General features: G+C 70.7%; 8 protein-coding genes. 2 read left to right on the top strand and 6 right to left on the bottom strand.

All coding sequences use genetic code 11. The features are described from left to right. Positions 1-126 precede the first annotated feature (126 nt). The 4 genes from ACWDAG_RS44015 to ACWDAG_RS44000 form a co-directional block, all read right to left on the bottom strand. On the bottom strand, positions 127-2349 hold the full coding sequence (locus ACWDAG_RS44015) for a HelD family protein (RefSeq protein WP_450701196.1): 2223 nt from the start codon (positions 2347-2349) through the stop codon (positions 127-129). Between the two features lie 156 nt (positions 2350-2505). Continuing rightward, the gene (locus tag ACWDAG_RS44010; protein ID WP_450701193.1) at positions 2506-2820 is read right to left on the bottom strand and encodes a thioredoxin family protein; all 315 of its coding nucleotides are present in this window, start codon (positions 2818-2820) and stop codon (positions 2506-2508) included. Continuing rightward, positions 2817-3203: a MerR family transcriptional regulator gene (locus ACWDAG_RS44005; protein ID WP_450701192.1), complete on the bottom strand. Its 387-nt coding sequence runs from the start codon at positions 3201-3203 to the stop codon at positions 2817-2819. Before ACWDAG_RS44005 ends, ACWDAG_RS44010 begins: the two co-directional genes overlap by 4 nt. A 29-nt stretch (positions 3204-3232) precedes the next feature. After that, on the bottom strand, positions 3233-3742 hold the full coding sequence (locus ACWDAG_RS44000) for an Lrp/AsnC family transcriptional regulator (protein WP_450701191.1): 510 nt from the start codon (positions 3740-3742) through the stop codon (positions 3233-3235). Positions 3743-3787: 45 nt separating this feature from the next. Between ACWDAG_RS44000 and ACWDAG_RS43995 the strand changes: the two genes are divergently transcribed. Together ACWDAG_RS43995 and ACWDAG_RS43990 are read left to right on the top strand one after the other, a co-directional pair. Beyond that, positions 3788-4705, top strand: coding sequence for an NAD-dependent epimerase/dehydratase family protein (locus ACWDAG_RS43995; protein WP_450701190.1), 918 nt, complete (start codon positions 3788-3790; stop codon positions 4703-4705). A gap of 1 nt (position 4706) precedes the next feature. Then, positions 4707-5603, top strand: coding sequence for an aldo/keto reductase (locus ACWDAG_RS43990; protein ID WP_450701189.1), 897 nt, complete (start codon positions 4707-4709; stop codon positions 5601-5603). 27 nt (positions 5604-5630) lie between these two features. Here the strand turns inward: ACWDAG_RS43990 and ACWDAG_RS43985 are convergent, their stop codons facing one another. Together ACWDAG_RS43985 and ACWDAG_RS43980 are read right to left on the bottom strand one after the other, a co-directional pair. After that, a complete protein-coding gene (locus tag ACWDAG_RS43985) occupies positions 5631-7220 on the bottom strand; it encodes an AAA family ATPase (RefSeq protein ID WP_450701188.1) in 1590 nt (529 codons plus the stop codon). A gap of 101 nt (positions 7221-7321) precedes the next feature. Continuing rightward, positions 7322-8104 (bottom strand): DUF2127 domain-containing protein, encoded by a 783-nt coding sequence (locus ACWDAG_RS43980; RefSeq protein WP_450701187.1) that lies wholly within the window; start codon positions 8102-8104, stop codon positions 7322-7324. Positions 8105-8323 lie beyond the last annotated feature (219 nt).

The raw sequence follows: 8323 nt of genomic DNA, 5'->3' as shown, positions 1-8323 counted from the left end.
GAACGGCCTCGTCCTCAAACGCCGGACGGGCTGAAAAAATCAGCCCCTCCGGCGTTTGAGGAGCGGGGGTCCGGGGGCTGGCCCCCGGGTCGGGACGGGAAGGGGCGGAGGGGGCGAAATCAACCATTACCCCAGCGCCGCAGCCAACGCCTTCGGCAGCGCCCGACTGTGCAGCACCCCCAACCGCTGCGTGGCCCGGGTCAACGCCACATACAGGTCACTCGTGCCGTACAGCCCGGGCTCGACCACCAGCACCGAATCGAACTCCAGCCCCTTCGCCCCGCGAGGATCGAGCAGCACCACCCTCCGCGTCAGATCAGGCGCCTCCCCCGCCACCACCCCGTCCAGCCGAGCGGCCAGCTTCCCGTGCAGATGCCGCGGCGCAATCACCGCAAGCCGCCCCTCCGCAGGCGTCAGTTCCTCCACCGCCTTGGCGACAGCGCCGGGCAGATCATCGGTCGCCCGCGCCCAAGGCCGAACGCCGGTGGCCCGCACCGAACTCGGCGGTTCAAAGCCCGGCTGCTCGGCCCGCACCACCGCCGCCGCGACCTCCATGATCTCGGCCGGAGTCCGGTAGTTGACCCCCAACCGGGCGTGCTCCCAGCGGTCCTCGACATACGGCTCGAGAATCCCCGCCCAGGAACCGACCCCCGCCGCCTCCGCGGTCTGCGCCGGATCCCCGACCAGCGTCATCGACCGCGTCGGACTGCGCCGCATCAGCAGCCGCCACGCCATCGGCGACAGCTCCTGCGCCTCGTCGACGATGATGTGCCCGAACGCCCAGGTCCGGTCGGCCGCCGCCCGCTCTGCGGCGCTGCGGTGGTCGTCCTCCTCCTGCCGCTCGGCGAACCGCTCGGCGTCGATGATGTCGTGCGCGGACAGGACCTCGGAGTCCTCCTCGTCCTTGTCCTCGAACTCGTAGGTCCGCGAGGCGTACGAGACGTCGAGCACACCCTGTGCATACGCGACCTGCGTCTCCCGCTCCCGCTCGGCCCGCGCCCGCGCCACCCGCTCGTCCACGCCGAGCAGTTCGGCCGCCTCGTCCAGCAGCGGTACGTCCGCCACCGTCCAGGCCCGCGTCACCGGACGGCGGATCGCGGCCGCGTCCTCGTCGGGGAGATAGCCGACGGGATCGGCGAGGAAGTCCGCGACCAGGCGCTGCGGGGTCAGCCGCGGCCACAGCTGGTCGATGGCGGCCCACACTTCGGGGTTCTCGGCGATCTCGTCCCGGATCTGCGTGATGTCGCTCGGGTCCAGCAGACTGCTGCCGTCGAAGGGGTCCGTCCCGACCCGCTCGGCGTACATCTCGGTGAGGGTGTTGAGGATGTGCCCCTCGAAGTGCTCCCGGGCCACGTTGTGCGGCAGCCGGGCGGCACGGGTGCGCTCGCGGGCCATCTTCACCAGGCCGTCGTCGAGCATCAGGATCTCCCGGTCGTGCTCGATCGCGATCACCGGGTCGGGCAGCGCCTGCCAGTCGCGCACGGCCTCGGCGAGCACGTCCGCCATGTCGGCGCGCCCCTTCACCGCGGCCGCCGCGCGGCTGTCGCTCGCCGTCGCCTTCACTCCGGGGAACAGTTCCCCGACCGTGGCGAGCAGCACGCCCGTCTCGCCGAGCGAGGGCAGCACCTCGCCGATGTAGCCGAGGAAGGCGGGGTTGGGGCCGACGATGAGCACGGCCCGCTTGGCGAGCAGCTCCCGGTGCTCGTAGAGCAGATAGGCGGCCCGGTGCAGGGCGACGGCGGTCTTGCCGGTGCCCGGACCGCCCTCGACCACCAGCACTCCCCGGTGCGGCGCCCGGATGATCTCGTCCTGCTCGGCCTGGATGGTCTGCACGATGTCGTGCATACGGCCGGTGCGCGCGGCGTCCAGGGCGGCGAGCAGCACCGCGTCGCCGGTCGGGTCCTCATGGCCGGTCCGCTCCTGGTCGCCCAGGTCGAGGATCTCGTCGTGCAGGGCGGTGACCCGGCGCCCCTCGGTGGTGAGGTGCCTGCGCCGGCGCAGGCCCATCGGGGTGTGGCCGGTGGCCAGGTAGAAGGGGCGGGCGACATCGGCACGCCAGTCGATCAGGACCGGCGTGCGCTCGGCGTCGTCGGTGCGCAGCCCGATACGGCCGATGTGGTGCCGGGTGCCGGAGGTGAAGTCGATGCGGCCGAAGCACAGCGAACCGTCGACGGCGTTCAGCGCGGCGAGCAGCCCGGACCGCTCGGCGACCAGGATGTCCCGCTCCAGCCGGGCCTGCATGGGCGTGTTGCCCTGGGCGAGCGCATCCGTGACGCCGGCCTCGGTGTGGCCGCGCAGGGCGTCCACGCGCGCGTACAGGGTGTCGATGAATTCCTGTTCTCTGCGAATTTCATCGCTGTTTGACAATTCCACTCCCGGGCAGATACAATGACGCCAGTGAACTTCTTAGCGACCCAATCCCCTTGAAGTCGCGAATCATTAAACTTACACAGAGAAATCCCCCGAGCGCAATTGCCCGGGGGATTTCTTCTGTACTGCGTGAGGTCAGAGGACCTCCGCCAGCTCGGCCAGCAGCCGCCGCTTGGGCCGGGCCCCCACCATCGACTTGATCGGCTCACCGCCGCGAAAGACCATGAACGTGGGCATCGAGAGCACCTTGTAGGCGTTCGTGGTCTCCGGATTGCGGTCCACGTTCAGCTGCACCACCTTGAGGCGGTCGGCCTCCTCGGCGGCCAGGGCGTGCAGGACCGGCCCCATCTGCCGGCACGGCGGGCACCAGTCCGCCGTGAACTCCACCAGCACCGGCACCTCGGACCCGATCACCTGCGCCGCGAAATCCTCGTCCGTCACATCGATCACAGTTCCCGCCCTCCCAGTTCGCACAACGGTGGTTCCCCGTCGGCCACGGCCAGCCGCACGGCGATCCGCGCCCGCACGGCCTGCAACTCGCCGATCAACGCGTCGAGTTCGTCCAGCTTGCGCCGGTAGACCGCGAGCGAGGCCGGACAGGAGTCGCCCTCCGGGTGCCCGGCCCGCAGACACTCCACGAACGGCCGCGTCTCCTCCAGGTCGAACCCGAAGTCCTGCAGCGTCCGGATCTGCCGGAGCAGCTTCAGATCGCTCTCGTCGTAGGTGCGGTACCCGTTCCCGCCGCGCCGCGCGGACAGCAGCCCGCGCGACTCGTAGTACCTGAGCGTCCGCGTCGTGGTCCCGGCCCGTGCGGCCAGCTCGCCGATTCGCATGCGTACGACCGTACGACTTGACGCCGACGTCAAGGCAACAGCGGTTTCCGCTCCACCGGGGAGGTGAGCACGATCGAGGTCGTCGTGCGGCCCAGGACGGAGACCTCTTCGAGGATCTCCTCCAGGTGGACCGTGTCGCGGACGGCGGCCTTGAGGATCCAGCAGTCCTCGCCGACCACGTGGTGCACCTCGGTGATCTCCGGCCGTCCGATCAGCTCCAGGGTGCGGGGGTGCTTCAGGTTGTAGCCGCCGTGCGGGTTGACCCTGATGAACGCTTGGATGCCGTAGCCGAGACGGGCCGGGGCGACCCGGGCGCCGTATCCCGTGATCACGCCCGCCGCCTCCAGCCGCCGCACCCGCTCGGTGACCGCCGCCGGGCTGAGGCGCACCCGGCGGCCCAGCTCACTGAGCTTGATCCGGCCGTCGGTCTGGAGCAGTTCCAGGATCTGCCGGTCCAGCACATCGAAGGCCACCGAGGTTTCGTTGGCGGTGGCGCGCAGATGCCGCGGTTCTTTCGGTACGGCGGCCTGAAATCCCATGGTTCCCCCTTCAGGACGTGGACATACGCCGGGAGAATTATGGTCATGAAGAAGACGCGAGAGGTACTGGTCATCGGCGGCAACCGCTATTTCGGCAAGCGGCTGATCGCACGTCTGCTGGCCGCCGGAGACCAGGTGACGGTCCTGAATCGCGGTTCTTCACCACCCCCCGCCGGGGCAATTCACCTGATCGCCGACCGGAACGACGAGAATTCCCTGCGCGAGGCTCTCGGTCCGCGCACGTTCGACGTCGTCGTCGACCAGGTCTGCTACACCCCGCGCCAGGCGGCGATCGCCCGCCGCGTCTTCACCGGCCGCACCCGGCGCTATGTGCTGACGTCGACGGTCGAGGTGTACGAGTACGAGGACTCCCCCGCACTGGTGAGGGAGGCGGCCGTCGATCCGCGTACGGTCTCCGTCGACCTCGAACTCCCGTGGGACGACGAGGACTTCCTCGAAGCCCACTACGGCGAGGGCAAGCGCCAGGCGGAAGCGGTCCTGACGGCCGCCGGACCCGGGTTCCCGTACGCGGCCGTGCGTGTGGCCCATGTCCTGGGCGGCGAAGACGACTTCACGGGACGTGTGGACCACTACGCCGAGCGCATCCGCAGCGGCGAACCGATCTCCGTGCCCCTCACGAACCGGCCGGCCACCTACATCCACGTCGAGGAGATCGCCGACTTCCTGTTCTGGGCGGCGGGCGAGGACTTCACAGGCCCCGTCAACGCGGCCTCTCACGGGCTGCTCACCACGGAGGAACTGTGTGCCGCGGTGGCGGTGCACTTCCCGGAGGGCAGGACGATCCTTCGGCCCGTGGAGGTCGGCGAGGTCTCCCCGTTCTCCTTCACCCGCTCCTACGGCATGGACAACTCCCGGGCCGCCCGGCTCGGTTTCACCTTCGGTGAGGCGCGGCGTTGGCTGCCGGGAGCAGTAGCAGAGACACTGCGCAAGGACGGCAACTGACATGCGTTTCCGCACCCTTGGCGATCTGCGGGTGAGCGCGATCGGCCTCGGCGCCATGCCGCTGTCCATCGAGGGCCGCCCGGACGAGTCCCGTGCCCTCGCCACCGTGCACGCCGCCCTCGACGCGGGCGTGACGCTGCTCGACACGGCGGACTCCTACCACCTGCCCGGCGCCGAGCCCGGCCACAACGAGCACCTCGTCGCCCGGGCCCTGGCCGCGTACGGCGGCGACACGGCGGACGTACTGGTGGCCACGAAGGGCGGCCGGGGCCGCCCGGCGGACGGCAGCTGGACCGTGGACGGCACGCCCCGCCATCTCAAGGCGGCGGCCGAGGCCTCCCTGAAGCGGCTGGGCGTCGAGGCGATCGGCCTCTACCAGCTGCACAAGCCCGATCCGGCGGTGCCCTTCGAGGAGTCGGTCGGCGCGCTGCGCGAACTCCTGGACGAGGGCACGATCCGGCTGGCCGGCGTCTCCAACACCGACGTGGACCAGATCCGCACCGCGCACCGGATCCTCGGCGACCGTCTGGTCTCGGTACAGAACCAGTACTCTCCCGCCGTCCAGGACAGCGCGGCCGAGCTGCGGCTGTGCGAGGAACTGGGGCTGGCCTTCCTGCCGTGGAGCCCGCTGGGCGGTATCTCCCGCAGCTCCCTGGACGGGCCGTCGAGGAGCGAGGGCGAGGTCCGCTTCGGGGCGTTCCACTCCGTGGCGGCGCAGCGCGGTGTCAGCCCCCAGCAGGTCTGCCTGGCCTGGCTGTCGGCGCGGTCCGAGGTCGTCGTCCCGATCCCGGGGGCGAGCCGTCCGGAGACGATCCGGGACTCGTCGGCCGCGGCGGACCTGGTGCTCACCGGGGAGGAGCTGGCGCGGCTGGACGAGGCGGTCGCGCCGGCCTGCTGAGGCGTCCGGTGTTCGGACGTCCGCACGTCAGCGGGGATACGGGCCGGGACGGGGGCGGAGCAGCCACTCCCCTGAAGGGGGTCCGCCATGGCCCCGTACGTCTGCGTCGTCGTCCTCGTCCCCGTCCTCGGCCGAGAACCACTCCTCGTCCTCGCTCCCGTCCCGCACGCCGAGCAGCCGACGCGTGAGGCGGTCACGGTCGGACAGGAGCTCGTCGAGGGCCGCCCGTACGTCGGCCGGTTCGGTGCGGGGGGCCTCGCGTTCCGCGCCGATCAGGACCGCCCGCCGTACCAGCTCCTTGGTGAAGGAGGCCGTCGTGCCCTCCGTCCGGGTCACGACCTCCTCGGTGATGTCCTCGTCGAGGCCGAGACCACCGCCGTAGAGAGCGAGCAGGGCGGCACGGCCCTCCGCGTCCGGGAGGGGGATCTCGACGGCGAGGTCGACGCGGCCGGGGCGCTGGACGAGGGCCGGTTCCAGCAGGTCGGCGCGGTTGGTGGTGAGGAGGAACGCGACGTCGGCGTCGTCGCCGAGGCCGTCCATCTCGTTCAGCACCTGGAAGAGCAGGGGCTGTTCGCCGCCTCCGTAGTCGCGGGCCTCGGCGATCAGGTCGCAGTCCTCCAGCACGACCAGGGCGGGCTGGAGCATCCGGGCCAGCGCGCAGGCCGGGCCGATCGCGCCGATGCTCTCGCCGGACAGGATCACCACCGTGAACTGCGGGAGGTGGGAGAGGAGATAGCGGATGGTGTGGGTCTTGCCGGTGCCGGGAGGGCCGTAGAGGAGGAGGCCGCGGCGCAGATGCTGGCCCGCGGCGCGCAGCTGTTCGCGGCGCCGGGCCACCCCGACCACCTGGCGTTCCACGCGCTCCAGGAGTCCGGCCGGCAGGATGATGTCGTCCCGGGTGAGGCCGGGGCGGCGGTGGAAGCGGAACGGGCCGAGGCCGTGGCCGAACTGGGAGCCCTCGAAGGAGAGGACCTGCCCGCGGAAGACGTTGTGCTCGCGCACGAGGGCGTCGATCTCGGCGAGCAGGCGGTCCGCGAACTCCTTCTCCCCGGCGAGGACTTCGATCTCCACCTTGTTGCGGCCGTACTCGTCCTGCGGGCCGCGCAGCAGGACGGCGAAGCGTTCGTCGCCCTCCGCGCCGAGGTAGAACCCGCAGGAGACACAGGCCAGTTCCTCGTCGGCCGAGACCGGCATATGGGCGTAGTCGACGGCGCCGATCACGAAGCGGTCGTAGCGGTCGGCGGCCTCGATGATGTCGCCGAGGGTGAGCTCTCCGTGGTGCTGGGCGCCGCGCATGCCGACCAGCTCGTAGGAACGGCCGTCGGCGGCGAACCAGCGCTCCAGGGCGAGATGGACGTTGGGCAGGTCGTACGGTGCGTACGCGGCCTTGACCACCGGGCGGTCGGTCGGCGCCGAGCCCAGGTGCTCGCGCAGCCGCTTGGCGAGGTCGCGGCTGCCGTCGGCGTCACTGCGCTTCGGGCGGGCGACCGCCGTCAGGAACTCGTGGAACAGCTCGTTGATCCGCTCCAGCGAGAGCGGCGAGGGCTCGCGCCCCGCGCCGTACCGCTTCTCGTACTCGTCCGAGCTGATGATCTCCAGCCCGTCGGGCTCCCCCATGTCCGCCTCCGTGTGTGCGACTGCGCGGCCCCCGAGGCTCTCCAGCCTGGGACCCTACGGGCTCACGGGTCAAAGGATTTGGGCAGCCAGGAGGAGACGACTCAGACGGCCTGGCCGGTGTGGGCCGGCACCCCTGCCGACTCCTCGACCTCCAGCAGCGACGCGCTCTCCCGCTCCTCCTCGAACGCCCTGCGGCCGCCCCGGAGCCCGAACAGCCGCTTGGCGAGGGCGATGTAGAGGACGGCGAGGATGTTGAGGACCAGCGTGCCGATCTTCAGCCAGCTGATGTGCTCGGTGAGTTCGTAGATCTCCAGGGGGAGGAAGGCGGCGGTGGCGACCACCGTGAGGTACTCCGCCCAGCGCTTGGCGTACCAGAGGCCGACCGCCTCCACGAGCTCGATCAGGGCGTACGCCAGCAGCAGTGCGGCCACCAGGAGCAGCGTGGAGTGCTTGTAGCCGAAGGTCTTCTGTATCGTGCCGACGATCGGCGAGTGGTCGAGGTCGTAGTGGAAGTGCCGGAAGACGGGCCGGAAGACGTCGAGGTACTCGTCGAAGAGCCGGCGCACCGAGTCCTGGCTGTTGCTGAACTTCCACACGGCCAGCGCCACCAGCACGATGAAGACGCCGCGCACGGCCCGCTCGATCGCCAGGAAGCGCAGGATGAACAGGTCCCGCAGGACCTTGCCGCGCGGCACGAGGGGCGCGTGGTCCGCCGGTCCCGAGCCGTGCGGCTCGCCGAGCACGAAGTCGCCGCAGCGCAGACAGCGCCAGACGTCTCCGAGGGCGGTCTGCGCGTGCAGCCGCGCCTTCAGTCCCGGCTCGAGGGGCGCATAGGTGATGTGCCCCTTGCGGGCACATGTGCGCCGGTCCCAGTCGATCTTCATCCCCCGTGCCTCCAACCAACGAAACGCGTCGCGCGTGTACTGCACCGGCGCGGCACGCTAGTGGACTTCGGTAAGAGATCGGTGAGGATCGCTGGGCATGAGCAGGAGGAGATGACGAAGCCGAGCGGTCGGGTCCACGAGGGAGGAACCCGACTGCTCGGCGTTCTCGGCCGGGCGACCGACCGACGGGGGGTGTGCCGGCCGCCCGGAGTCCCGGCG

It is taken from the genome of Streptomyces sp. NPDC001157, assembly GCF_053598255.1.
The sequence above is the reverse complement of the archived record's forward strand: the minus strand, read 5'-3'. Positions and strand labels throughout refer to the sequence as shown.

Bases quoted from the DNA above. Each gene is read 5' to 3' on its own strand.
- ACWDAG_RS44005 (WP_450701192.1), bottom strand. From the start codon at position 3,203: ATGCGAATCGGCGAGCTGGCCGCACGGGCCGGGACCACGACGCGGACG.
- ACWDAG_RS44000 (WP_450701191.1), bottom strand. From the start codon at position 3,742: ATGGGATTTCAGGCCGCCGTACCGAAAGAACCGCGGCATCTGCGCGCC.
- ACWDAG_RS43995 (WP_450701190.1), top strand. From the start codon at position 3,788: ATGAAGAAGACGCGAGAGGTACTGGTCATCGGCGGCAACCGCTATTTC.
- ACWDAG_RS43990 (WP_450701189.1), top strand. From the start codon at position 4,707: ATGCGTTTCCGCACCCTTGGCGATCTGCGGGTGAGCGCGATCGGCCTC.
- ACWDAG_RS43985 (WP_450701188.1), bottom strand. From the start codon at position 7,220: ATGGGGGAGCCCGACGGGCTGGAGATCATCAGCTCGGACGAGTACGAG.
- ACWDAG_RS43980 (WP_450701187.1), bottom strand. From the start codon at position 8,104: ATGAAGATCGACTGGGACCGGCGCACATGTGCCCGCAAGGGGCACATC.